General features: G+C 72.8%; 21 protein-coding genes. 10 read left to right on the top strand and 11 right to left on the bottom strand.

Annotation, left to right across the window (positions count from 1 at the left end; genetic code table 11):
- Positions 1-67: 67 nt before the first annotated feature.
- From aac(3) to ACIBG4_RS22775, 3 genes are all read right to left on the bottom strand, one after another.
- Positions 68-943 (bottom strand): aminoglycoside 3-N-acetyltransferase, encoded by an 876-nt coding sequence (gene aac(3) / locus ACIBG4_RS22785; protein WP_397203489.1) that lies wholly within the window; start codon positions 941-943, stop codon positions 68-70.
- Positions 944-996: 53 nt separating this feature from the next.
- Positions 997-3222 (bottom strand): PASTA domain-containing protein, encoded by a 2226-nt coding sequence (locus ACIBG4_RS22780; protein ID WP_397203488.1) that lies wholly within the window; start codon positions 3220-3222, stop codon positions 997-999.
- Between the two features lie 195 nt (positions 3223-3417).
- The gene (locus ACIBG4_RS22775) at positions 3418-4245 is read right to left on the bottom strand and encodes an LLM class F420-dependent oxidoreductase (RefSeq protein WP_397203487.1); all 828 of its coding nucleotides are present in this window, start codon (positions 4243-4245) and stop codon (positions 3418-3420) included.
- A gap of 93 nt (positions 4246-4338) precedes the next feature.
- Here ACIBG4_RS22775 and ACIBG4_RS22770 point away from each other — a divergent pair, with 93 nt between their 5' ends.
- The 4 genes from ACIBG4_RS22770 to ACIBG4_RS22755 all read left to right on the top strand — a co-directional run bounded on the left by ACIBG4_RS22770 (position 4339) and on the right by ACIBG4_RS22755 (position 7778).
- The gene (locus ACIBG4_RS22770) at positions 4339-5586 is read left to right on the top strand and encodes an LLM class flavin-dependent oxidoreductase (RefSeq protein ID WP_397203486.1); all 1248 of its coding nucleotides are present in this window, start codon (positions 4339-4341) and stop codon (positions 5584-5586) included.
- On the top strand, positions 5583-6455 hold the full coding sequence (locus ACIBG4_RS22765) for a TIGR03619 family F420-dependent LLM class oxidoreductase (protein ID WP_397203485.1): 873 nt from the start codon (positions 5583-5585) through the stop codon (positions 6453-6455). Before ACIBG4_RS22770 ends, ACIBG4_RS22765 begins: the two co-directional genes overlap by 4 nt.
- 121 nt (positions 6456-6576) lie before the next feature.
- Entirely contained in the window at positions 6577-7386 is an 810-nt protein-coding gene (locus ACIBG4_RS22760) for a HipA family kinase (RefSeq protein ID WP_397203484.1), read from the top strand.
- Complete coding sequence (locus ACIBG4_RS22755) at positions 7383-7778, top strand: DUF3037 domain-containing protein (protein ID WP_397203483.1); 396 nt, start codon at positions 7383-7385, stop codon at positions 7776-7778. Before ACIBG4_RS22760 ends, ACIBG4_RS22755 begins: the two co-directional genes overlap by 4 nt.
- 38 nt (positions 7779-7816) lie before the next feature.
- On the opposite strand, the gene ACIBG4_RS22750 is transcribed toward ACIBG4_RS22755, so the two are convergent.
- The 4 genes from ACIBG4_RS22750 to dxr all read right to left on the bottom strand — a co-directional run bounded on the left by ACIBG4_RS22750 (position 7817) and on the right by dxr (position 12913).
- Positions 7817-8659: a GNAT family N-acetyltransferase gene (locus ACIBG4_RS22750; protein WP_310716635.1), complete on the bottom strand. Its 843-nt coding sequence runs from the start codon at positions 8657-8659 to the stop codon at positions 7817-7819.
- A 36-nt stretch (positions 8660-8695) separates the two neighbouring features.
- A complete protein-coding gene (locus tag ACIBG4_RS22745) occupies positions 8696-10396 on the bottom strand; it encodes an alpha/beta hydrolase (protein WP_397203482.1) in 1701 nt (566 codons plus the stop codon).
- A gap of 118 nt (positions 10397-10514) precedes the next feature.
- Positions 10515-11681: a flavodoxin-dependent (E)-4-hydroxy-3-methylbut-2-enyl-diphosphate synthase gene (gene ispG, locus ACIBG4_RS22740; protein ID WP_310716606.1), complete on the bottom strand. Its 1167-nt coding sequence runs from the start codon at positions 11679-11681 to the stop codon at positions 10515-10517.
- Between the two features lie 41 nt (positions 11682-11722).
- Positions 11723-12913: a 1-deoxy-D-xylulose-5-phosphate reductoisomerase gene (gene dxr / locus ACIBG4_RS22735; RefSeq protein ID WP_397203481.1), complete on the bottom strand. Its 1191-nt coding sequence runs from the start codon at positions 12911-12913 to the stop codon at positions 11723-11725.
- A 195-nt stretch (positions 12914-13108) separates the two neighbouring features.
- On the opposite strand from dxr, the gene ACIBG4_RS22730 reads away from it, so the two are divergent.
- Both ACIBG4_RS22730 and ACIBG4_RS22725 read left to right on the top strand, forming a co-directional pair.
- On the top strand, positions 13109-14188 hold the full coding sequence (locus ACIBG4_RS22730; protein WP_397203480.1) for a trypsin-like serine peptidase: 1080 nt from the start codon (positions 13109-13111) through the stop codon (positions 14186-14188).
- 56 nt (positions 14189-14244) lie between these two features.
- Complete coding sequence (locus ACIBG4_RS22725; RefSeq protein WP_397203479.1) at positions 14245-15525, top strand: trypsin-like serine peptidase; 1281 nt, start codon at positions 14245-14247, stop codon at positions 15523-15525.
- A gap of 106 nt (positions 15526-15631) precedes the next feature.
- Here ACIBG4_RS22725 and ACIBG4_RS22720 read toward each other — a convergent pair whose 3' ends face one another.
- Both ACIBG4_RS22720 and ACIBG4_RS22715 read right to left on the bottom strand, forming a co-directional pair.
- A complete protein-coding gene (locus tag ACIBG4_RS22720) occupies positions 15632-17059 on the bottom strand; it encodes an aldehyde dehydrogenase family protein (RefSeq protein ID WP_355449356.1) in 1428 nt (475 codons plus the stop codon).
- A 91-nt stretch (positions 17060-17150) separates the two neighbouring features.
- Complete coding sequence (locus ACIBG4_RS22715; RefSeq protein WP_397203478.1) at positions 17151-18095, bottom strand: alpha/beta fold hydrolase; 945 nt, start codon at positions 18093-18095, stop codon at positions 17151-17153.
- A 120-nt stretch (positions 18096-18215) separates the two neighbouring features.
- On the opposite strand from ACIBG4_RS22715, the gene ACIBG4_RS22710 reads away from it, so the two are divergent.
- Positions 18216-18836 carry a TetR/AcrR family transcriptional regulator gene (locus tag ACIBG4_RS22710; RefSeq protein ID WP_397203477.1) on the top strand — a complete coding sequence of 207 codons (621 nt, stop codon included), beginning with the start codon at positions 18216-18218 and terminating at the stop codon, positions 18834-18836.
- A gap of 207 nt (positions 18837-19043) precedes the next feature.
- The gene (locus tag ACIBG4_RS22705) at positions 19044-19670 is read left to right on the top strand and encodes a TetR/AcrR family transcriptional regulator (protein ID WP_310716613.1); all 627 of its coding nucleotides are present in this window, start codon (positions 19044-19046) and stop codon (positions 19668-19670) included.
- Here ACIBG4_RS22705 and ACIBG4_RS22700 read toward each other — a convergent pair.
- Positions 19630-21255 (bottom strand): PucR family transcriptional regulator, encoded by a 1626-nt coding sequence (locus tag ACIBG4_RS22700; protein WP_397203476.1) that lies wholly within the window; start codon positions 21253-21255, stop codon positions 19630-19632. The two genes, ACIBG4_RS22705 and ACIBG4_RS22700, sit on opposite strands and share 41 nt — an antisense overlap.
- 115 nt (positions 21256-21370) lie before the next feature.
- Between ACIBG4_RS22700 and gabT the strand changes: the two genes are divergently transcribed.
- The gene (gabT, locus tag ACIBG4_RS22695) at positions 21371-22699 is read left to right on the top strand and encodes a 4-aminobutyrate--2-oxoglutarate transaminase (RefSeq protein WP_397203475.1); all 1329 of its coding nucleotides are present in this window, start codon (positions 21371-21373) and stop codon (positions 22697-22699) included.
- Positions 22700-22922: 223 nt separating this feature from the next.
- A complete protein-coding gene (locus ACIBG4_RS22690; protein ID WP_397203474.1) occupies positions 22923-23123 on the top strand; it encodes a hypothetical protein in 201 nt (66 codons plus the stop codon).
- 62 nt (positions 23124-23185) lie between these two features.
- Here ACIBG4_RS22690 and ACIBG4_RS22685 read toward each other — a convergent pair whose 3' ends face one another.
- Positions 23186-24403, bottom strand: a complete 1218-nt coding sequence (locus ACIBG4_RS22685; protein ID WP_397203473.1) for a saccharopine dehydrogenase family protein — start codon at positions 24401-24403, stop codon at positions 23186-23188.
- Between the last annotated feature and the right edge of the window lie 12 nt (positions 24404-24415).

Genomic DNA, 24415 nt, shown 5'->3' with positions numbered 1-24415 from the left:
GACACGGCGCCCCCCAGGGCGCCCCCGCGGCGCGGCTCCACCGCCGAGGACGTCACCCCACCTGACGTCACGTGGCCGGCCCGCTCCCTCGTCGGCCCTTCCCCAGCTTCTCCTCCATCCAGGCCACACCGAAGCGCACCACGTCCCCGGCCTCGAACAGGTGGCTCTCGGCCGCGCCCACCAGTCCCTGACGCCCCATCCCCGCGGCGATCATCTCCTCCGCGATGACGGCGAACGGCCACCGGTCCTCGGGCACCACGCGGGAGTAGTCGAAGGCCCCGTCCTCCGAGTCGATGTCGCGGAAGCGGCGCCAGACCCGCTCGCCGTCCACGAGGATCGGCTGCTCGTACTCCACGAACCGCTTGCCCGGCGCGTCCGCGAGCGCCTCGGCGTGATGCAGCAGCGTGAGGGTGTCCAGGGGAGCGCCCAGCAGCAGAACGCGGCCTCCGGCGGCGACCAGCTTGGCCAGCGGGCTGCCGGGGCCGTGCGGGTCGTCCCACGGGTGATCGGCCATCAGGGCGGCCGCCGACGCGCCGAGGGCGGCGAAGCTCGCGTCCGGGTGCCGGCTGCGGACCGCGCCGGGCCGGCGGCGCAGCGCCTCCGGCAGGCGTCCGTTGTCGTGGTCGGCCTCGCTCAGGTCGGGGTCGTACGGGGGATGACCCGCGCGCAGGGCGTACTGCCATGCCCGGGGGCAGCCGGTGAAGTCGTACGGCGGGGCGTCGTTCCAGCCGCAGGTGACCATGAGGGTTCCGCGCTGCCCCACGACGTCGAGAAGGGCGTCGATGATCGTCTGCGGGCCGCCGGCCACGTACCCGAGGGCGGACATACGGGTGTGGAACATGACGGCGTCCCCCTCGGCGAGGCCGAGAGCGGTGAGGTCGCGGGCGATCCGGTCGCGGGTCACCGGGCCGTCGGAGTGCTTGAGCAGAGCCGGCTCGTCCATGATCGGAAGATATCGGCGGCGCGGACGCCGAGGACAGCGAATTTCCGGCCCTGTCAGGCGGGTCTGTCGGAGGCGGTGGCGGTCGGGGTGGGAGGCACCGTGGCCGGGGGTTCGGAGGGCTCCGTGGGGTCGGGGTCGCTCTGGGCCAGGACGCCGACGGTGAGGACCACCCCGCTGCCGGGCTTCGCGCAGGTGCCCGGCGCGACGCTCTGCGCCAGGACCGTGCCCGCGCGCGACTCGTCCGTCACCAGCCGGGTGTCCTGTGTCACCCCGAAACCGGCCCCGCGCAGCGTCCCGCTCGCCGCCTCCCCCGTACGGCCGAGCACGCCCGGAACCTTCGTCCCGTGCTTGGACACCACGAGCGCCACCTTGCCGCCGCCGGTGATCCGGGTGCCCGCCTCCGGGGCGGACGAGAGGACCTGGCCGTCCGGCCGGGCCGAGCAGGACGTGCTCACCGCGCCCAGGGTCAGGCCCGCGCTGGTCAGAGCCGTCTCGGCGGGTCCGCGTCGCATGCCGGTGACGGCGGGCACCACCAGGCCGGCCGAGACGCGCAGCGCGACCGCCGTCCCCTTGGGCACCGCCACGCCGGCCTGCGGCTGGGAGCCGAGCACCTGGCCGACCTTGCGCGGGGAGTCCACCTGCGTGACCGTTCCGGCCACCAGGCCCGCGCGTTCGAGCGCCTTGACCGCCGAGCCCCGGTCGAGGCCGCCGAGCGCCGGCACGTGCACGCCGCCGGCCACCGGGACCGGGGGCTCGGCGGCGGGCACGGACGCCGGATCAGTGGCCGGATCGGTGGCGGGCCGCGCGTGCGCGCCCGTACTGTGCCGCTCCTTGTGCGGGGTCGCCTGCCCCGTGTCGGGCATCGTGCCGGCGGGGGCGGTCGTGATGACCGTGGGGCCGGCCGCGGCGGGCCCGAAGCCGGCGTGCCGGAACGCCGGCACCACGACCGTGACGAGCACGGCGGCGCTCACCAGCAGGGCGGCGGAGACCGCCAGCCCGGCCCGGTTGAACGCCTGCCCGACGCGCCGCGTCTGCTCGCTGTCGCGGGCGGCCGGGCCGGTGCCGAGAGCGGAGTGATACGTCCCGGGCGCGGGATACGCCCCGCCGGAGCTCTGCACGCCCGCTCCGGGTGGACGTCCGGCGTGGAAGGACGCGCCCTCCGGCAGGTGGTAGCCGTGCGGCGTGCCGGTCGCCTCGGGCCGGGCGACCGGAGCGGAACCCGCCAGCGCGTACGCGGGCACGGCCCCGGCCACGGGCCCCGATGCGGGCTCGGACGCGGGCCCGGAATCCGTTCCGGAGGCGGGCCGCGGGCCGGCCGGGTCGGACGGCCACGAGGACGGGGCGCGCAGGATGTGCGGCGGTGGCGAGCGCAGCACCTCCGCCGGGACGCCGTCCGCATCGCCCAGCAGCTCCAGCAGCAGCTCCCTGCTGCTCGGCCGGTTGCGCGCGTCCTTGTCCAGGCACGCGGCCACGATCTCCCGCAGCCGCCCGTCCAGCCGTCCCAGCTCCGGCGGCGCGGTGAGGATGCGGTGCAGGACCGGCGCCACCGAGTCCTGGCCGAACGGCGCGACCGCGTTGGCCGCGAAGCACATGGTGGCGCCCCACGAGAACACGTCGGCCGCCCCGGTCACCGCCGAGGCGGTGATCTGCTCGGGCGCCATGTACGCGGGGGTGCCGACGCCCCTGCCGCTGACCGTGGCCGCCGCGTCGAGCGCCCTGGCCAGGCCGAAGTCGATGACGCGCGGCCCGTCGTCGCCGAGCAGCACGTTCTGCGGCTTGAAGTCGCGGTGGACGATGCCGGCCCGGTGGATCGCCGCGAGCGCCGTCGCGGTGCTGACCGCGAGCCGCTCCAGCGCGGCGCCGCCGCGCGGCCCGGTGAGCACGACGTGCCGTTGCAGTGACGGCCCGTCGACGTACTCGCTCACGATGTACGGCCGGCCCTCGTCGAAACCGGCCTCGATGACCTGCGCGGTGCAGAACCTGGCCACGTGCTTGGCCAGCTCCACCTCCCGCAGGAACGCCGCCCGCTCGTCCCCCACGGGGCCGTGCAGCAGCTTGACCGCGTACCTCTCCTCGCCGTCGCTCTTCTCGCCGTAGCTCTCGCCGCCGTAGCTCTCGCCGCCGGAGCTCTCGCCGCCGGAGCTCTCCTCGCCGTGACTCTCCTCGCCCCTCGAACCGAGGAACACCACGCCCTGACCGCCCTCGCCCAGGCGCCCGGTCAGCTCGTACGAGCCGAGCCGCCGCGGGTCCCCCGTCCTGAGCGGCTGCGCCGTTGGCACGGGGCGCCTCCCCTCGCCGCCACCCCACATCACCTTCCACTGAAGGCAACCGGCGGCGGAGAGTCAACGGTCCAGCGCCTTTCGCCACCGGACCGTGACACTCAAGGTCAGAAAGCCGCCGGACATTTCCCGAAGTGGTGACATCCATGGCACCGCCGGGCCGTACAACCCTCACTCTCGTGGTCATCCCGCCTGTCAGGCGGCGATGAGCCGGGCATATTCGTCCAGCACGGGCAGCACCACCTCGGCCGGCCCGCTCGGCAGGCTCGCCACGGTCTCCTCGATCCCGAGCTCTGCGTAGTAGTCGAGCTTCTCGCGCGTCGGCAGCGTGCCGAACGGGATCACCCGGGCCGGCGGGCGGCCGGCCTTCTCACACGCCTCGCGCAGCGCCGGGAGGGCGGCCTTGATGCCCTTGCCGCCGATCGGCATCCAGCCCTCGGCGTACTCGGCGACGTGCGCGAACATCGTCGGCCCCGCCGCGCCGCCGATGTACACGGGCGGGCCGGAGACGGGCTTGGGCCACGACCAGGACGGCTCGAACCGGGTGAAGCGGCCCTCGTAGGAGGCCACCTCGTCACGCCACAGCGACCGCATGGCCAGCACGTGCTCCCGCGTCACCTCGCGCCGCGTCCCGTACGGCACGTCGTGGTCGGCCATCTCCTCGGCGTTCCAGCCGAAGCCGACGCCGAGCACCAGGCGCCCTCCCGACAGATGGTCGAGGGTGGCGACGGCCTTGGCGGTGACGACGGGGTCGCGCTGGGCGGCGAGCAGGATGCCGGTCCCCACGCGCAGCCGCTCGGTGACGGCGGCGGCGTAGGAGAGCGCGACCAGCGGGTCCAGGGTCCGCTTGTACGACTCGGGCAGCTCCTCCTCCCCGTTGGGCGGGGGCGTGCGGCGGGAGACGGGGATGTGGGTGTGCTCGGGCACGTAGAGGGAGGCGAAGCCGCGCTCCTCGGCGGCCCTGGCCAGCTCGTGGACCGGCATGGCCCGGTCCGTGGTGAACATCGTGACCCCGAGCCGCATGCGCCCTCCCTAGGTCAACCAAGCGATTGCTCGGCTAAGATTTCTAGAGTAGCTTGCCGCTCAGAGAAACGCCCCGCGGAAAGAGGTCTCCCGGTGAAGTTTTCCATCTTCCTGAATCCGCAGATTCCAGGCTCCGGATACGCGGCTGAGGAGAACGCCAAGGCCAAGCGCCCCATCGGGCGGGACACGGAGTCGTACCAGCGGCTGTTGCAGGAGGTGCGGGAGATCGCCGTCCACGCCGACCAGATCGGCTTCGACGCGCTGATGATGACCGAGCACCACTTCCACTCGGAGGGCATGGAGTTCTCGGTCAACCCCCTCATGTTCCTCACCGACCTGGCGGCCAGGACCGAGCGCATCCTGCTCGCGCCGCTCGGCATGGTGCTGCCCGCCTGGGACCCGATCAGGGCCGCCGAGGACGTGGCGCTGCTCGACCAGTTCTGCAAGGGACGGCTGCGGCTGGGCGTGGCCCGGGGCTACCAGAACCGGTGGATGAACGTGCTCGGCCAGCGCTGGCACGCGGCGGCGGCCCGCTCCGACGGCTCGGCCTCCGACACGCGCAACTTCGACGTCTTCGGGGAGGTGCTGAAGATCATGAAGATGGCGTGGACCCAGGAGACGCTCCGCTACAAGTCGGACGTCCTGGACTACCAGGTGCCGTACCCGTTCGAGGGCATCGAGGGCTGGCCCGCCCAGGAGTGGACCCGGACCTTCGGCGCCCCGGGCGAGCTGGACGACAAGGGCAAGGTGCAGGCCGTCTCGGTCTGCCCCCGGCCGTACCAGAACCCCTACCCGGAGCTGTGGCAGCCGTTCACCATCTCCGACCGTTCGGTCATCAGGGCGGCGCAGGAGGACATCCTGCCGTGGATGTTCACCCCCAACCCCGACGACCACGCCGCCAAGGCCAAGCTCTACCAGGAGGAGTCGGCCCGGCAGGGCCGCGACTACAAGCTGGGCGAGCACACCGGCATCCTCAAGATCGTCGGTATCGCCGACACGACCGAGCAGGCGATCAACACCTTCGGCCGGAGCATCCCCAAGGACTTCGCCGCGTTCTTCGGCCCGTTCGGCTACCTGGAGGTGCTGCGCAAGAAGGAGGACGAGAAGCACAAGCCCATCTCGCCGGAGAAGGGCGACGCCAAGCGGATGAACGACGTCGAGATGGCGCTGTTCGGCACCCCCGACGACGTCAAGCGCGGCATCCAGCGGATGCTCGACCGGATGCCCGACCTGGAGTGGTTCGGCCTGTACATGCAGGGCCAGCAGGGGGTGCTGCCGCTCGACACGGTCAAGCGCAACCTGGAGCTGTTCGCCACCAAGGTCATCCCGGAGTTCCGGTGAGGTTCTGGCTGGGGGCCTCGTTCGCGGACACCGGCCAGTTCCTGGAGCTGGCGCGGGCGGCCGAGCGGTGCGGCTTCGACACGCTGACGCTGTCGGACCACCTGTTCTACGCCGACTTCGCCTCGCCCTACCCCTACTCCCGCTCGGGCCGGCCGCGCTGGGACGCGCGCACGCACTGGCCGGACGTGTGGGTGACGATCGGGGCGATGGCCGCCGTGACGAGCACGCTGCGCTTCTCGCCGAACGTCTACATCGCCCCGGCCCGGGACCTGTTCACCGTGGCCAAGCAGGTGTCGACGGCGGCGGTACTGTCCGGCGACCGGGTGAGCTTCGGGGTGGGCGTCGGGTGGTGCAAGGAGGAGTTCCTGGCCACCGGGCAGGACTTCCACACCAGGGGCCGCCGGCTCGACGCGATGATCCCGCTGCTGCGCGAGCTGTGGACGGGCCGCGCCGTGACGGTGGACGGCCTGCCCGAGCTGTCGATCGCCCCCGCGCCGCGGCGGCCCGTCCCCGTGATCGTCGGCGGGGACAGTGAGGCCGCGCTGCGCCGCGCCGCCCGGCTCGGCGACGGCTGGATCGGCAACCGCGTCTACACCGAGGAGCAGTTCGACACCGTGCTGGGCGACCTGCGGGCGCTGCTGCGCGAGCACGGCCGCGACGGTGACGACTTCGAGGTCATCGCGCCGCTGGCCGTCATGCCCGACGCCGCGACCTACCGCCGCTTCGCCGCCAAAGGCGTCACGGGGACGATGGCCGCGCCGTGGTGGCTGGCCACGCCGGAGGAGAAGGCCCGTTACGGCGAGGGGACCCTGGAACTCAAGATCGCCACGATGGAGCGCTTCGCCGAGGAGGTCATCGCCAAGATCTGACCGCGCCGCCCCAGGCCGCCCAGGCCGCCCCGAGCCGCCCCGGGCCGTCCCACCGCGCCGACCGTTCCACCGCGCCGCCGGGCAGATCCGGGGCGGGCCGCCGGGGCGATACCCTCGTGCCGTGCTGGAATCCATCGCGGCCACGCGCTACGTGACGCCGCTGCGGGAGGGCGGATCGCTGCCGGGCGTCGTCGAGGCCGACGACCTGGGCACGTACGTGGTGAAGTTCCGCGAGGCCGGCCAGGGCCGGCGGGTCCTCGTCGCCGAGATCATCTGCGCGGAGCTGGCCAGGCGGCTCGGCCTGCGCACCCCCGACCTCAAGATCATCGACCTCGATCCGCAGATCGGCGTCCGTGAGCCGGACTATGAGGTGCAGGAGCTGCTCAAGGCCAGCGCCGGCCACAACCTGGCGATCGACTTCCTGCCCGGCGCGCTCGGCTTCGAGCCGCTCGCCTGGGCGCCCGACCCGACGTTCGCCTCCCGGGTCGTCTGGTTCGACGGCCTCGTCCACAACATCGACCGGAGCTGGCGCAACCCCAACCTGCTCGTCTGGCACGGCGACATCTGGCTGATCGACCACGGCGCGGCCCTGTGGTTCCACCACAACTGGAAGACCGCCGACCCGCAGCGGCCCTTCGACACGGGCGACCACGTGCTGGCCCCCTTCGCGACCGGCGTCGAGGCCGCCGGGGCCGAGCTGGCCGCGCGCATCACGCCGGAGCTCCTGCGGACCGTCACGGCGCTGGTCCCCGACGAGTGGCTCGACGGCGAGCCGGGCTTCGCCTCCGCCCAGGACGTCCGCGACGCCTACGTCGAGCACCTGCTGAGCCGCGCCCACGGGCCCCGCGCGTGGCTGACCCACGAGCCGCCGCCCGCGCGGCGGGCGGGCCCGGGATCGGTCGGCGAGTTCTGGCGGGGAGACGGCCGATGAGCGCCACGGAGCCCATGGTGAGAGACGTCTACGAGTACGCCGTGATCCGCGTCGTGCCCCGGGTGGAGCGCGGCGAGCAGATCAACGCGGGCGTGCTGCTCTACTGCCAGCCGCGCGGTTACCTGTGCGCGCGGGTGCACCTGGACGCCGTGCGCTTGCGCGCCCTCGACCCGGACGCCGACGCCGACGCCGTACGGCGGGCCCTCGGCGCGTACGAGCTGGCCTGCGGCGAGCAGTCGGGGCCGCTGGCCGCGGAGCCGCTCGGCGGCAGGTTCCGCTGGCTGACGGCGCCGCGCAGCACGATCGTGCAGACCGGCCCGGTCCACGCGGGGCTCACCGCGGACCCCGGCACGGAGCTGGCCCGGCTCTTCGACAAGCTCGTGCGGCTCTAGAACAGGACCGACATGCTCCAGAAGAGGACCGACATGCCCTAGAAAAGGACGGACATGAACGTGTCGACCTCGTGGAAGCCGACCCTGCGGTAGACGGCCCGGGCCGGGGTGTTGAAGTCGTTGACGTACAGGGTGACGACCGGCGCGAAGCACGCCAGCGCGGCCTCGACGACCGCCGCCATGCCGGTGACGGCGAAGCCCTGGCCGCGCAGCTCCGGGTCCACCCACACGCCCTGCACCTGGCAGGCGAACGGGGTCACCGCACCGATCTCGGCCTTGAACACCACCCGGCCGTCCTCGATGCGCGCGTACGAGCGGCCGATGCGGATCAGCTCCGACACGCGGGTGCGGTAGAGGGCGCCGCCGTCGCCGAGGTTGGGCGACACGCCGACCTCCTCGGTGAACATCGCCACGCACGCCGGCAGGACGATGTCGAACTCCTCCGGCCGTACCCGGCGCACCAGCGGATCGGCGGGCACGGGCGACTTGTGGGAGGTGGCCATGACCGGCTGCGCCCACCGGATGGCCCGCGCCCTGCCCCAGTACGGCTCCAGCCGCTCCCACAGCAGCGAGACGGCGTCGGCCGGGCCCACGATGGACGAGCAGCGCCGTCCCTGCTTGCGCGCACGGTCGGCGAAAGCGTGCACGGCCTCCGGGCCGGCGTTGACCGGGACCAGGTTGGCGCCGGCATAGCACAGCGAGACAAGCCCGCCACGCGGCCCGAACCCCCACATCTGCCCGCCGAGCCGCGCCTGGTTGAGGCCGACGGTCCGCACGCGGGAGGCGACGAAGACGTTCGCGACCGGGTCGCTGTCGAGCAAGGCAAGAGCCTCGTCCCGGTCGCTGTCATCGAGCACGCGCGACGCCGAGGTACGCAGCATCACATGGTCAGACTACGCGAAGCCCCACCGATTAGCTCATCCTGACAGGGCCTCGGCGAGCCTTTCCTGTCCGCGGACGTGCCGGACGGCCGTCCGGCCCGCCGGCTGGGGCTCCGGCAGGGCGGGACACGCGGCCGTCCGCTCCGGTACCTTCCCGCCGGCGAGGTAGGCGGTCAGGTGCCGGTCGACGCAGGCGTTGCCCGCCAGGGAGATGCCGTGGTTGCCGCCGCCCTCGACGACCATCCGCGCTGTCGGGAACCTGCGCAGCATGCCGAGCGCGCCCGAGTACGGCGTGGCGGCGTCGCCCCGGGACTGGATCATGAGGATGGGCGGCAGGCCGGCGCGTCCCTGGACGTCCACCGGGCTCCGGCCCTGCTGCGGCCAGAACGCGCAGGGGGCGTTGAACCAGGCGTTCGGCCAGGTGAGGAACGGGGCGCTGCGGTGCAGGGCAGCCATGTCGGTCTGCCAGGTGGCCCAGTCGCGGGGCCACGGCGCGTCGGTGCACTGGACGCTCAGGTAGACGGCGTAGCCGTTCTCGTCCTCGGTGGTGTGGCCGCCGAGCCGGTCGTAGTCGTCGAGCAGGCCACGCACGTCGCCCTGCCGCACGTACCGGGACCAGACGGAGGCCAGCTCGGGCCAGAGCCGGTCGGTGTAGCCGCCGGCGGTGAAGACGTCGTCGAGCTCGCTCGGCCCCACCACGCCGCCGGCCGGGCGCTCGCGCAGCCGGGCGCGCATCGCGTACCACGCGAACGAGGTCTGCTCCTCGGTACGGCCGAGCCGGTAGACGTCGTTGTGCCGGGCGACCCAGGCCAGGAAGTCGCGGTGCCGCCGGTCGAAGGCGACGTCCTGATTGAGGTTGGCCTGGTACCAGACGGCGCCCGGGTCGACGGAGCTGTCGAGGACCAGACGGCGCACCCGCTCCGGGAAGAGCGTGGCGTAGACGGCGCCGAGGTAGGTGCCGTAGGAGTAGCCGAGGTAGGAGATCTTCTCCTCGCCGAGCGCGGCGCGGACGCGGTCCATGTCGCGGGCGGCGTCGACGGTGGTCATGTGCGGCAGCAGCCACGCCCACAGGTCGCCGCACCGGCCGGCGTACTGCCGGGCCCTGCCGAGCAGGACGGCCTCGTCGGCGGCGTCGCGCGGCACGGCGTCGGCGCGGGGCGGGGCGTAGTAGGTGCCGGGGTCCACGCAGTGCATGGCGGGCTCGCTGCCGCCGACGCCGCGCGGGTCGAACCCGACGACGTCGTAGCGGCCGGCGACCTCGCCGGGCAGGGCGCCGGCGACGAACTCGGCCAGCTTGCGCCCGGAGGCGCCGGGGCCGCCGGGGTTCACCAGCAGGGTGCCGAGGTAGCGGCCACCGTCGCGCGGGACGGTGGCCGGGATCCGGTTGACGGCGATCGTGAGGGTGCGGCCGAGGGGCTGCCGGTAGTCGAGGGGGACCCGGACGGCGCCGCACTCGGTGTGGGTGGCGTGCGCGGGGGCGGCCTGCGCCGGGGAGTCGGCCCTGTCAGCGGCGGGACACGCCCCCCACACGACGGACGGGGCCGCCGAGCCGGTGGACCGGGCGGTCGTGCCGGTGGATCCGGTGGCCGAGCCGGTGGGCTGGATGGCCGCACCGGTGGACGCCAGGGCCGCAGGGGTCTGGCCGGCCGCTGCCGGGTCGCCTCCGGCGCTCACCACCCCACCGGCCAGCGTCACCACCGCCGCCACGACCCGGACACACCGCTTCAGCCGTCTCATGACTACAGATGCTGCCTGCCCGTGACCGGGCCGGCGTGCCGCATGACCGAACCCTTGCCATTCTGTAATGAGTCGATGGCTTACCGTTACGCTTGCCAGGTGAGCGGGGGTGGCCCGCTCAGGCGACGGTGACCTGCGGGCCGGGGGCGTCGTCGTCGAGGTCGACCTCCACGCCCATCTCCTCGGCCAGCCGCAGCGCCTCCTCGATGAGCGTCTCGACGATCTGCGACTCCGGCACGGTCTTGATGACCTCGCCCTTGACGAAGATCTGGCCCTTGCCGTTGCCGGACGCCACGCCCAGGTCGGCCTCGCGCGCCTCGCCGGGCCCGTTGACGACGCAGCCCATGACGGCGACGCGCAGCGGCACCTTCATGCCCTCCAGCCCGGCCTGCACCTGCTCGGCCAGCGTGTAGACGTCGACCTGGGCGCGACCGCACGACGGGCAGGAGACGATCTCCAGGCCGCGCTCGCGCAGCCCGAGCGACTCCAGGATCTGCGTGCCGACCTTGACCTCCTCGACGGGGGGCGCGGACAGCGAGACGCGGATCGTGTCGCCGATGCCCTCGGCCAGCAGCGCGCCGAACGCGACGGCCGACTTGATCGTGCCCTGGAAGGCGGGGCCGGCCTCGGTGACGCCCAGGTGCAGGGGGTAGTCGCACCTGGCGGCCAGCAGCCGGTAGGCGTTGATCATGACGACGGGGTCGTTGTGCTTGACCGAGATCTTGATGTCGCGGAAGCCGTGCTCCTCGAACAGCGAGCACTCCCACAGCGCCGACTCGACCAGCGCCTCCGGTGTGGCCTTGCCGTACTTCTGCAGCAGGCGCGGGTCGAGGGAGCCGGCGTTGACCCCGATGCGGATGGGCACGCCGTGGTCGGCCGCCGCCTTGGCGATCTCGCCCACCTTGTCGTCGAACTTCTTGATGTTGCCCGGGTTGACGCGCACCGCCGCGCAGCCCGCCTCGATGGCGGCGAAGACGTACTTGGGCTGGAAGTGGATGTCGGCGATCACCGGGATCTGCGACTTCCTGGCGATGATCGGCAGCGCGTCGGCGTCGTCCTGCGACGGCACGGCCACGCGGACGATCTGGCAGCCGGAGGCCGTGAGCTCGGCGATCTGTTGCAGGGTGGAGTTGACGTCGGCGGTGACCGTGGTGGTCATGGACTGCACGGAGACCGGCGCGTCGCCCCCCACGAGCACGTCGCCGACCCTGATCTGGCGGGAGTGGCGGCGTTCGGCGAGCGGCTTGGGGCGGACCGTCGGTATGCCGAGTGCTACAGAAGACATTTCAACCCTTTGGTGTCGAAGACGATGTCCAGTCTAGGAAGTCAGCGGGACTGCCCTGCCGCCAGCTCCGCCGCCCGGGCCCGGGCCCAGGCGTCGGCGGCCAGCACCTCCTCCACGGAGCCGGCCGGAGTGACCTCGTGCTCCTCCACGACCCGCGCCACGGTGTCGACGATGGCGAGGAACGGCAGCTCCCCGCGCAGGAACACCTCCAGGCACGCCTCGTTGGCGGCGTTGTAGACGGCGGGCGCGGTGCCGCCGGCCTCGCCGACGTGGCGGGCCAGCGCGACGGCGGGGAACGCCTCGTCGTCCAGGGGCTCGAAGGTCCAGGTGTGGGCCCTGGTCCAGTCGACGGGCGGGGCGGCGCCGGCCAGGCGGCCGGGGTGTCCCAGGGCGAGCGCGATGGGCAGCCGCATGTCGGGCGGGCTCGCCTGGGCGATGGTGGAGCCGTCGACGTACTCCACCATGGAGTGGATGATCGACTGGGGGTGGACCACGACGTCGATCCGGTCGAACCCGAGGTCGAACAGCAGGTGCGCCTCGATGACCTCCAACCCCTTGTTGACCAGGGTGGCGGAGTTGACGGTGATCATGGGGCCCATCGACCAGGTGGGGTGGGCCAGCGCCATCTCCGGCGTCACGTCGGCCATCTCGGCGCGGCTCCTGCCCCGGAACGGCCCGCCGCTGGCCGTGACGACCAGCTTCCTGACCACGTCGGGGTCGTAGCCGTGGGGGCCGGCGGCCCACAGGCACTGCTGCAAGGCCGAGTGCTCGGAGTCGACGGGGACGATCTGGCCCGGCTTGGCCAGCCGCTTGACCAGCGGCCCGCCGACGATCAGTGACTCCTTGTTGGCCAGCGCGAGCGTGCGGCCCGCCTCCAGGGCGACCAGCGTGGAGGTGAGGCCGAGCGCCCCGGTGATGCCGTTGAGCACGATGTCGCACCGCCACCCGGCCACCTCGGCGACCCCGTCCGGGCCGCCGAGCACCACGGGCCCGGCGCCGAGGGCGGCCAGCGCCTCCTTCAGCTCCGGCACACGCGCGGCGTCGGCCACCGCGACGACCTCGGCGCCCAGCTCGGCGGCCTGCCGGGCGAGCAGGTCGACCCGGCCGCCCCCGGCCGCCAGACCGGCGACCCGGAACCTTCCGGGGTTGGCGGTGACGACGTCGAGGGCCTGGGTCCCGATCGAGCCGGTGGAGCCGAGAACGACGACGGATCGGAGGGTCTCTGCATGCACGCGTCCATTCTCCCCGCTCGCCGGCTCCCCCGGGCACGCGGCCATGACCCGCCGGAAACCGGTGGCATATGTGACTGTCCGTGCCGTACGGCATTCGTACGGTAATGGAGCCATATCCGTCTGCGCATACCTTGAGAAAAACCCGATATCCCGCACGTACCTCCCCATGGCAGATCCGGTTTCGGGAGGTACGTAATGCACCGTAGAGTCGCCCTGCTCTCCGCCGTCGCGCTCGCCACGACGACCGCGACGGCCGCCCTGGCCACCGCACCGGCTCAGGCCGGGTCCCGGGCCGGGTCCGGCGCCGGTTCACAGGTCATCTCGGTCACCGCCGCCGAGCCCGGCCCGGTCCGGTGGTCCACCACGAACTCCTCGTCCGAGCGGACGTCCGTCCTGCAGTACTGGACGTCGCAGCGCATGCTGGCGGCGCGGCCCCTCGACGCGCCCGCGCCCCGGCGCACCACCCGCTCCGGCGGCCCGACGCAGGGCAGTCCCTGGGCCACGCGCGGCGCCTCGGCGTCCCTCCCCCGGCGCGGCCCGCTACGCGTCACGACCGTGGCCGCGCGGCGGCAGGCACTGGCGCCCGACAGCACCGGGCTGCGCTGGACCGACGGCGGCGCCGTCGTGCGCACGGTCGGCCGGGTCTTCTTCACCACCGCCGGCGGCGGCAACGCCTCCTGCTCCGGCACGGCCGTGACCAGCGCCAACAAGAGCGTCGTGATGACCGCCGGGCACTGCGTGAAGATGGACGGCGCCGCCCACCGCAACTGGGTGTTCGTCCCGGGCTTCGACAACGGCCGCCGGCCCTTCGGCACCTGGGTGGCCACCAGGCTGCTGACCACCCAGCAGTGGAACGCCCGCGAGGACATCAACTTCGACATCGGCGCCGCCGTGGTGGCGCCGCTCCAGGGCCGCGCTCTGGTGGACGCCGTGGGCGGGCAGGGCGTGGCGTTCAACCAGCCCAGAGGGCGCCAGACGTTCGCCTTCGGCTTCCCGGCGGCGGCGCCGTTCGACGGCTCGGCGCTGATCTACTGCAGCGGGCGCACGTTCGACGACACCGTCATGACGCGCGACCAGGGACTGGCCTGCCGGATGACCGGGGGTTCCAGCGGCGGCCCGTGGTTCCGGGGCTTCGACGAGTCGACCGGCCTCGGCTGGCTCAACTCCGTCAACAGCTTCAAGTACAACTTCGCCCCGAACGTCATGATGGGTCCCTTCTTCGGGAACGAGGCCCAGGCTCTTTACCAGGCGGCGCAGACCACCAACGCGCTGTGAAGCTTTTCACCGGATGTAGTCACAAGACCACATGACGTAGTGCACACTCGGTTGCCATGACCCTGAGCTCCCCTCTGCTGGCGGCCGTTCCGCTCGTCGCGGGGCTGATGGGGCCCGCCCTCATCGGCGCGACGCCGGAGCCCCCGAGCCGGCCCGGCCGTCCTCCCGCCGCCCCCGCGCCCTCCCCGGCCCGCACCCCGTCCACCGGGCTCCCGTCCGGAGGCCCCGCCGAGCCCCGGTCCGGGGACCGGGACGGGGCCGTCGTGGAGCACGTGGCCGCGCGCGTGCCCGCCGACCGTAGCCGCGTGCTCGGCTACTGGACGCGGGAGCGGATGGCCCGCGCCCTGCCCATCAACCTGCTCGACGGCGTACCACGCGGCGGGCTGCTGGGCGGCGGGTCGCGCGGCGGCCTGCTCGGCGGCGTGACGGGCCGGTCGGGCCTGTCCACCGCCCCGGGCCTGTCCCACGGCGCGCTCAAGCTCCTCCCCCGCCGCCCCCCGCCACCCGCCCGACCGGCGAGCGCCGCACCGAAGGGCCGCACGGCCGGAGCATCGGAGGGCCGCGTGGCCGACGCACCGGAGGGCCGCACGGCCGGAGCATCGGAGGGCCGGGTGGCCGAGCGCCGCCACCAGTCGGCCCGGCCGCAGCTCATCACGGCCGGCTCGCGCTGGACCACCGGCGGCGCCGTGACCCGGACGACCGGCCGGGTGTTCATGACCCTGCGCGGCGTGGACTTCGTCTGCTCCGCCGGCACCGTGCGCAGCGCCAACCGCGACGTCGTCGTCACCGCCGGGCACTGCGTCAAGGACGGCACCGGCCCGTGGGCGGAGAACTGGACGTTCGTCCCCGGCTACCGGGAGGGCGGCGGCGAGCCGTTCGGCAGGTACGCGGCGCGCCGTATGTTCGTCGCGGGGCCGTGGTCGCGCTCGGCCGACGACGACTACGACGTGGGCATGGTGGCGCTGACGACCTGGGCGGACCAGCACGTCACCGACGCGGTGGGGGCCCAGGAGATCGCCTTCAACACCGGGCGCGGCGGCCAGGCGTTCGGCTTCGGCTACCCGGCCGACCCGCCCTACACGGGCGAGCACCTCGTCTACTGCGCCGGCAAGCTGCGCAACGACCCCCACGGTCAGACCCGTGACCAGGGCCTCGGCTGTGACATGACGGCCGGGTCGAGCGGCGGCCCTTGGCTGTCCGGCTTCGACCACGCCACCGGCTGGGGCACGATGACGTCCCTGAGCAGCTTCAAGTACAGCGACGACCGCCGCACCATGTACGGCCCCTACTTCGGCGACACGATCAAGACCCTCTTCACCACCGCCGAACGCGCCTGACGCACCTCGCCCCAGTCGTTCGGGCGGTGGGCCGCGCCGGGCTCCAGCCGCGGGGCCCGCCGCCGGCCGGCTGAGCGGAGCGCCGCCGGCCGGCCGTGACGGACCGTCAGAGGGTGAGCCCGGTGATCACCATGACCTTCTCGTAGGTGAGGTCACTCATCGCCGAGGCCAGCCCCTCGCGGCCGACGCCCGAGTCCTTCACCCCGCCGTACGGCATCTGGTCGGCCCGGTACGACGGCACGTCACCGATGATGACGCCGCCCACCTCCAGCTCCCGGTTGGCCCGGAAGGCCGCGTCCAGCGACCGCGTGAACACCCCGGCCTGCAGCCCGTACGCCGAGTCGTTGACCATGGCGTACGCCTCGTCCATCGACGCGGCCCGCTGGAGGATCATGACGGGGCCGAAGACCTCCTCGCGCGCCACCTTGGCGTCGGCGGGCACGTCGGCGAGGACCGTGGGCGTGATGGTGGCGCCCTCCCGGGTGCCGCCGGCGAGCACACGGGCGCCGCCGTCCACCGCCTCCTTGACCCACTGCTCGACCCGCTCGGCCGCCGCCTGCGACACGAGCGGTCCGACCTGGGTCTTCTCGTCGGCGGGGTCGCCCGTGACGAGCGCGCCGACGGCCGGGAGCAGCCGCTCGACGAACGCGTCGTACACCGGCTCCTCGACGATGACCCGCTGCACGGCGATGCAGCTCTGGCCGGCCTGGTAGTTGGAGTACAGCGCGACGCGGGTGGCCGCCCAGTCGAGGTCGGCGTCGGCCAGCACCACGGCCGCGGCGTTGCCGCCGAGCTCCAGGGTCACGTGCTTGCGCGGAACCTGGTCGGCGATCGCGTACCCGACCGGCGCCGAGCCGGTGAACGACACGACGGGCAGCCGCGGGTCCTGGACCAGCGCGCCGGCGCGGTCGTTCTCGACCGGCAGGATGGAGAACATCCCGGCCGGCAGGTCGGTCTCCGCCAGGATCTCGCCGAGCACGAGCGAGGTGAGCGGCGTTGCGGGCGCCGGCTTCACGATCACGGGCGCGCCGACGGCGATCGCGGGCGCGACCTTGTGGGCGACGAGGTTCAGCGGGAAGTTGAACGGGGTGATCGCCAGCACCGGCCCGTACGGCACGCGCGAGACGTAGGCCAGCCGGCCGGCGGCGGCCGGCTCGGTGTCGAGCCGCTGCACCTCCCCCGACCAGCGACGGGTCTCCTCGGCGGCGAACCGGAACGTCGCGACGGCCCGGGCGACCTCGCCCCGCGCCCACAGGATGGGCTTGCCGTTCTCGGCGGTGATCAGCCGGGCGATCTCGTCCGCCCGCTCGGCGAGGCGGCGCGACACGTGGGCCAGGGCCTCCGCGCGCACGTGCACGGGCAGCGCGGCTGCCTGCCGGGCCACCTCCGCGGCGGCCGCGACGGCCTCCTCGACCTGGGCGTCGGTCGGCACGGAGTGCCTGCCGACCTCGCGACCGTCGAGAGGATTGGTGACGGTGAGCTCGGTGTCCCCGGTGGCGGGGCGTCCTGCGAGCCAGAAGGTGCGCACGTCCATACCTCTGACGTTATGCCACCGCGACCTTCGGCCGATTTGGCCACGACGCACAAACCCCCCGAAGCGGCCCGCCGGTGCGTACAACCCGAAGTCACGCAGGCTCCTGGTGTGCCCGCAGGAAGTCCAGGACGATCGCGGCGGTCTCGTCGGGACGCTCGTAGTGCGGCAGATGCCCCACACCGTCGAGCAGGCGGAGGTCGGCGCGGGAGAACACGGTGCGCAGGACCTCCTCCGGCGGCATCGGGGTCACGGGGTCCTGGCGTCCCCACACCACCTGAACCGGAACGTCTCGGGTGTCGACGAACCGATACAGGTACTCGGCTCCGTGGAAGGGGACGTTGCCGAGCGCGGAGAGCAGGCTGCGCTTGAAGCCCTGGTAGCGAAGTTCCGGCAGCAGGCGCGCCTGGATGCGGGCCACCACCCGCCGGTCGCGCGAGTAGCCGGGCAGGCGGGACTTCAACGCCCGGTCCCCGAAGACCTGGAAGAAGGGCAGACCTATGCCGGGCAGCATGGCCAGGCGCAGCCCGCGGTTGAGCGGGGTGGCGAAACCGTCGGGCGAGACCAGGCACAGGCGGGCGACCCGTTCGGGGTGGTGCACGGCGAACTCGGCCGCGATCGGCCCGCCGAACGCCAGGGCGACGAGTGTCACCGGGCGGTCGACGCCGAGCGTGTCCAGCAGGTCGATGATCTGCTCTTCGAACAGTTGCTGGTTGTACTCCACCTCGGGACGGTCGCTGAAGCCGAGGCCGTAGCGGTCGTAGCGGATGGTGCGGTATCCGGCCCGGGCCAGCCGTTCGAACAGGCCGTCCCACACCCACAGGGACAGGGTCGCTCCGGGGATGAACAGGATCGGCTCTCCCGATTCGGGGCCGTCCGTCACGACGTGTGTCGTGCCGTGGCGGAGCCGGACGAACGACCCGGGCGCGTCCTGCCTGGCGCGGGCGTCCATCGGGACGGTCTCACCGCGGGAGCGGTTCAGCAGAGCAGGAAGGGCGACCGCCGTGGCGGCCAGGGCGAGCGCGGAGCGCAGGCGCATGGGTTGTCACTCCTTCGGGAAGGGGGGCGTGTAAGCTAATGACCGTTGGTCAGTCAACTGACCGCTGGTCAGTCTGTACGAATGACCAACGGTCAGTCAAGCGATCGTGGAGGCATGGCCATGAGCAGGGGCCCGGAGACCGCGCGCAAACGCGTGATCAAGCCCGCCGGCGAACGCCGCGCCGAGCTGCTGGACGCGGCCATGGACGTCTTCACCGAGCGCGGGGTGGCCGACTCCACCGTCAGCGACATCACCGCGCGGGCGGAGGTCGCCAAGGGCAGCTTCTACCTGCACTTCTCGGCCAAGGAGCAGGTCGTGGCCGCCCTCTGGGAGCGGTACGTGGCCGGCTATCTGCAACTCGCCGAAGCCGTCCTCGCCGACCGGACGCCCCAGGACGACTGGATCGACGTGCTCACGGCGCTGCTGGAGCGCCTGATCGACCACGCCATGGAGCACGCCGGCCTGCACCGCGTCGTCTACGGCTCCGCCGACGCCAAGGCCCTCGCCCTGTGCTGGGAGACCAACCAGCAGGTCATCGACCTGCTGGCTGAGGCGATCAAACGGGGGATGACCGCCGGAGTCCTACGACCGGGCACGCCAGAGGTCTTCGCCCGCATCGCCTACCACGGGGTGCACGGCGCCCTGCACGACATGATCTCCGGCACGGCGCCGTACGACAGGGACGAGGTCGTCGCGAGCATGCGCGACCTCGTCGACCGCGTCCTCGGCCCCGACCGGTGACCCCGGCTTTCTGCTCCCGTCGCCGCGCGAAAGAGGACGGCGTCCGCCGACCTCGTCCGGACCCCCTCCTTTACCCACCATGTAACAGAAGTAGACCTAATTCGGGATGTTTACCGTGCGGAGCGGTTTGAATCATCCCCGCCCTGGCTAAGTCAACGTGTGCGGGTCTCCAGCGCGGTGGGCCCCCGAGCAGAAAGGCGTGGGCCCATGACCTCCTCGGCGCCGCTTGGACTTCAGGGCGCCTACCTGCTGGGCGAACGGGCGAGCCACGACGAGCTGCGTTCCAGGCTCCTGGATGTCGCCGTCAACCTGCTGGTGAGCGACGGGCCGGAGAGCCTGACCATGCGCAGGATCGCCAGCGAGGCCGGCTGCACCACCACCGTGATCTACACGATGTTCGGCAACCGGGAGGGACTCGCCGAGGCCCTCTACCTGGAGGGCTTCGAGCGCTTCAGGCGGTTCCTGGATGCCGTGCCGCAGCGCGACAACCCCTTCGAGTACCTGTCGGCCCTCGGTCCTGCCTACCGTCAGGCGTGCCTGGCCGAGCCCGGCTACTACAGCCTCATGTTCGAGCGGGCCATCCCCGGATTCGAGCCGAGCGAGCGCGCCAGAACCCTGGCCCGCGCCGCGCTGAACATCCTCGACCGGGTCATCGCCGACTGCATCTCGGCGGGCTATCTCGTCCCGACCCAGCCGCGCAAGATCGCCGACGCGCTCTGGGCGGCGGCGCAGGGCGCCGTCAGCCTCGAACGAGCCGGCCACCTGCGCGACGCCCACACCTACGAGGCGGTCACTACGGCGACGATCTGCTGCTATCTGGTGTCGAAGCAGTAGGCGCGTCAGCGGGCGGCCGCGCGGAGGAAGCGGTGGCCGCCAGCGCGATCCACAGCTCGGCCCGTACGCCCGGGTCGTCGAGGTCCCGTCCGAGCAGCTCGGCCACGCGCCGCATCCGGTAGCGCAGGGTGTGGCGGTGCACGCCGAGCCGCTGGGCCGCCGCGTCCCAGTGGCCGTTGCAGCTCAGGTAGGCGCGCAGCGACTCGACGAGGTCGGCGCGCGAGCCGTACCGGGTGAGCGGGGTGAGCAGCGCGTCCGCGAACGCGCGCGCGGCGCCCGGGTCGAGCAGCCTCAGCAGCCCCTGCCCGGCCAGGTCGGCGAACCGCACCACCTCACCGTCGCCGGCCGCCGCCAGCGCGCGGCGCGCCTGGTCGAGGGCGCCGGCCAGCTCGCCGTACGAGCAGGGGGCGCTCACACCGACGGGCCCACCGGCGAAGGCGGCCACCTCCTCGGCGCCCCCCTCCCCCACGACGGCCACCACCAGCCTCTCGCCCCCGGCCCTGCCGCGTGCCGCCGCAGGATCGGCACTGTGCGCCTTCCCGCCCGGCGCGGGAGACGCCGGGGACGCCGACAATGCCGGGGACGCCGGAAGCAGGGCCGTGAAGGCGTGGGGCTCCAGGGCCTCCTCCAGGACCTCCAGGGTCTCCGCCCGGGCCGCCAGCACGGTCAGCGGCTCCTCGGGCAGCCGTACGCCGACCGGGTCCAGCACCGCGCGCCCCTGCTCGTACGCCCCGGCGAGCAGCAGCTCCAGTACGGCCGAGTACAGCCGCCGCTCCGCCTCCAGCCGGGCTCCGCCCTGTTCGAGCGCCAGCGTGAGCAGTGAGGCGGCGGCGTTGAGCACCGTGTGACCCACCGGCGAGAAGGGCCGGGGCGCGCCGGCCGCGAAGAACCCGCGCGGACGTGGCCCCCCGCCGAGCGGCAGCACCACCGTGTGTCCCTCTGGCCCGGAAAGCGCCAGGCTGGCGGGCCGCCCCGCCTGAGCCGCCGACGCCCCCGGTCGTCCGCCTTGCGCATCGGGCCGGCCGGGCAGCGCGCCCAGGCGGCCGAGCTCGGCCGTCACCGTGCCGACCTGGGCGCCGGGTGTCGCGTGGCGGACCTCTCCGGCCTCGTCCAGCAGCGCCGCCCACCCGCTGATCTCCTTGGCCAGCCGGTCGATCACCGCGTGCGGCCCCTCCGGACGCAGGGCGGCGCGCGTCAGGCGGCCCTGCGCCGCGAAGGCGCGCTTGATCTCGTCGTACTGCTCGGCCGCCAGCAGCTCGCTGACCGCCTTGCCGATCGCGATGAACGGCGTCTCGCGCGGCACCTCCAGCAGCGGGAGCCCTGCTTGCGAGGCGGCCCGCACCAGGCCCGGCGGCACCTCGTCGTGCGTCAGGCCGACCCCGAAGCCGAGCCCCGCGACCCCCCGCGCCACCAATCGGGCGACATATCCGGAAAAATCGGATTCGAGGCGCATTCCGGTGGTCAGGAGCAGCTCGTCCCCCTCCAGGTACGGGGTCGGATCCTCCAGCTCGCTGACCGCGACCCACCGGACCACGATCCCCTCGATCGACCCGGCGAGCGGCCGCAGCCCCATCCGTCGCACCACGACCCGAAGCGAAGGCGCCATCCGAGAGAGTTGTCCATTCCGGCGAAGGCAAGTGCCCCCAGTGTGCCATATCGACGTATCGGCGCAGGTAGGAGCGGGCCGTACCGTCTGACCTATGAGCATCCCGCAGGAGCGCCGTCTCGTCACCGCCATCCCCGGACCCAGGTCGCAGGAGCTGCTGGCCCGCAAGCAGGCCGCCGTGCCGCACGGCATCGGCACCACCCTCCCGGTCTTCGTGACCCGCGCGGGGGGCGGCGTGGTGGAGGACGCCGACGGCAACGCGCTGATCGACTTCGGCTCCGGCATCGCCGTCACGAACGTGGGCAACTCCGCCCCGCGGGTGGTCGAGCGGGTCCAGAAGCAGGTCGCCGACTTCACCCACACCTGCTTCATGGTCACGCCGTACGAGTCGTACGTGCAGGTCTGCGAGAAGCTCAACGAGCTGACCCCCGGCGACCACGACAAGCGCACCTTCCTGGTGAACAGCGGCGCCGAGGCCGTCGAGAACGCGGTCAAGATCGCCCGGTACGCCACCGGCCGGCAGGCGGTCGTGGTGTTCGACCACGGCTACCACGGGCGCACGCTGCTCACGATGACCCTCACGGCCAAGAACATGCCGTACAAGCAGGGCTTCGGCCCGTACGCCCCCGAGGTGTACCGGGTGCCGCTGGCCTACCCGTTCCGCTGGCCGACCGGCCCGGAGAACTGCGCCGAGGAGGCAGCCGCCCAGGCCATCGACATGATCACCAAGCAGGTCGGCGCGACGAACGTGGCCGCCGTGGTGATCGAGCCGATCGCGGGCGAGGGCGGCTTCATCGAGCCGGCCAAGGGCTTCCTGCCGCGGATCGCGGAGTTCTGCCGCGAGAACGGCATCGTGTTCGTGGCCGACGAGGTGCAGACGGGCTTCGCGCGCACCGGTGACCTGTTCGCCTGCGAGGACGAGGGCGTCGTGCCGGACCTCATCTGCACGGCCAAGGGCATCGCGGGCGGTCTCCCGCTGGCCGCGGTGACCGGCCGCGCCGAGATCATGGACAAGGTCCACCCGGGCGGCCTCGGCGGCACGTACGGCGGCAACCCGCTGGCTTGCGAGGCGGCGCTGGGCGTGCTGGAGACCATCGCCGAGGAGGACCTGGTCGCCAGGGCCCGGCGGATCGGCGAGATCATGCTGCCCCGCCTCCGCTCGATGCAGGAGCGCTTCGGCGTGATCGGCGACGTGCGCGGCCGCGGCGCGATGATCGCGATCGAGCTGGTACGGCCCGGCACCAAGGAGCCGGACCCGGCGGCCGTCGCCGAGGTGGTCCGGCGCTGCCACGCGGAGGGCCTGCTGGTGCTCACGGCCGGCACCTACGGCAACGTGCTGCGCTTCCTGCCGCCGCTGGTGATGCCCGAGCACCTGCTGGAGGAGGGCCTCGGCATCCTGGAGAAGGCGCTCGCCGAGCTGTAGACCCTTTACATAGTAGAATTGTTACAAAACGGGCATCCGGCTTGTGGCTGGATGCCCGTTTTTATGGGCTTTAGAGATGCGGGTCGGGTAGAGAATTCACTCTGGCTTGACGTCCAGCTAGACGATCACGAGAGCGGCCGGGGTTATAACGGATCCGGTGCACGGGTGCGCGATCACCTCGGGGAGCGTGATGAACTGGGGCCCGACAGGAACGGCGCAGGACATGTTGACGTTCGACCCTGACGATCTGAGCTGGGCGCAGCGCGATGGCGATGCCTGCGCCGTCTGCCACAAGCGGTGGCCGAGACCGCGCGTGCGCGTGGGCCGCCTGCCCGACGACTCCGCCGTGCTGGCCTGCGCCGACTGCGCCGAGGCGCTGCTGCCCGCTGCGCTCGGCACGGTTCTCGCCTTCCCGGCCCGCTGAGCCCGCGGACGGCCGAGCCGCGGACGGGGCAAGCCGGGCGTCCACGTGCCCTCCGGCAGGCCCTAGGCGGCGGCCAGCCGGGTCTCGCGCATCTCCCACGGGGAGCCGTACTCGTGGAGCAGGTCGAGGAACGGGACGGCGTCGAACGCCTCGGGCCCGAGCACGCCCTCGCCCTTCCAGACGCCGCGCGCGACCAGCTCCAGCGCCACGACGGGGTGGACCGCGGTCTGCCACACGACGGCCTGGGAGCCGTACTCCCGCATCGACCAGTCGTTGTCCACCACGTGGTACAGGTACACCTCACGCGGCACGCCGTCCTTGCCGAGGCCCTTCACCCAGGTGCCGGCGCACGTCTTGCCGTGCATGCGCTCGCCGAGCGTGGCCGGGTCGGGCAGGCGGGCGGCCACGAGGTCGCGCGGCGCCACCTCGGCGCCGCCCACGCGCACCTTCTCGGCGCTGTCGAGGCCGAGCTTGCGCAGCGTCTTGAGCACGCCGATGAACTCGTCGCCGAGCCCGTACTTGAACGTCACCTTGCGCGCGGGGATCCAGCGGGGCACGAGCACGACCTCCTCGTGCTCGACGTTCACGCACTCGACCGGGCCGATGCCGGCCGGGAAGTCGAACACCTCGGGCTCGCTGAACGGCTCCGTGGTGCGCCAGCTTCCGTCCTCCCAGACCACGGGCGGGTTCAGGCACTCCTCGATCGTGGTCCAGATGGAGAACGTGGGCGCGAAGTCGTAGCCGTCCACGACCAGGTTGGAGCCGTCCCGGACCCCGACCTCGTCGATGCTCGCGAACAGGTGGTCGGCGGCGTAGCGGGCGAACACGTCGGCCAGGCCCGGCTCGACGCCCATGCCGACCAGCGCCAGCCGGCCCGCGCCCCGCCACTCGCCGTCGAGCGCGAACTGCCGGTCGCCGAGCTTCAGCCCCGGCTTGCGGTACGGGTCGCTCGGGTGCGGCTTCGACAGCGACATGGCCATGTCGAGGTAGTGCGCCCCCGCGGCGAACGCCGCCTCGAACAGCGGCATCGTGAACCGGGGATCGACGGCGTTGAACAGCACGTCGCACCGGTGCTCACGGAGGGCCGCCTCGACCTGGGCGCGGTCGGAGGCGTCGAGCGCGATCGCGGTGAAGCGCGGGTCGTCCACGGCGGCGACGGCACGGGCCGCCCGGCTCTGTTGAGAGTCGGCGACCACGATGTGTTCGAAGAAATCTCGGCGAGCGGCGATGGGCACCACGGCGGAGCCGACCCCGCCTGCGCCGACCAGGAGGATTCTCATGCTGAGCACCCT

Origin of the sequence: Nonomuraea sp. NPDC050383, assembly GCF_044459125.1 — a bacterium.
In the GTDB taxonomy this organism is placed as follows: Bacteria; Actinomycetota; Actinomycetes; order Streptosporangiales; family Streptosporangiaceae; genus Nonomuraea.
This window is presented reverse-complemented; position numbering and strand designations above follow the sequence as displayed.